General features: G+C 69.2%; 1 pseudogene. It reads right to left on the reverse strand.

The annotated features are described in order from the left end of the window. Nucleotides 1-315: pseudogene (locus tag ACLF3M_RS35455) on the reverse strand (FAD-dependent oxidoreductase); the annotation flags it as partial.

The raw sequence follows: 315 nt of genomic DNA on the forward strand, positions 1-315 counted from the left end.
GTATTCCAGGCCGTAGCAGGTGAGCGCGGGGTCGGGGATCATCGCCGGCGACCAGGACTTGAAGTTCTGGATGCGCCCGACCTTCACGCCGGGGTCGTGGATGTAGATCCAGTTGTCATCGAAGCGCCCGCGATCGGTCAGCACCAGCGCCACGGTGATGAAGTCGCGGTAGCGCAGCGCCGAGGCTGCGCGCCGCGCGGCTTCGGGCAGGGCGGGCTCGATAGCCGGCACCAGATCGCGCACCGGCATCGAGGAGATGACATGCCCGCAGCGCAGGCGCGTCGTCGTGCCGTCGGCGCCGCGCGTCTCCACGAT

This window comes from Falsiroseomonas sp. HW251 (genome assembly GCF_050563545.1).
Classification (GTDB): Bacteria; Pseudomonadota; Alphaproteobacteria; order Acetobacterales; family Acetobacteraceae; genus Falsiroseomonas.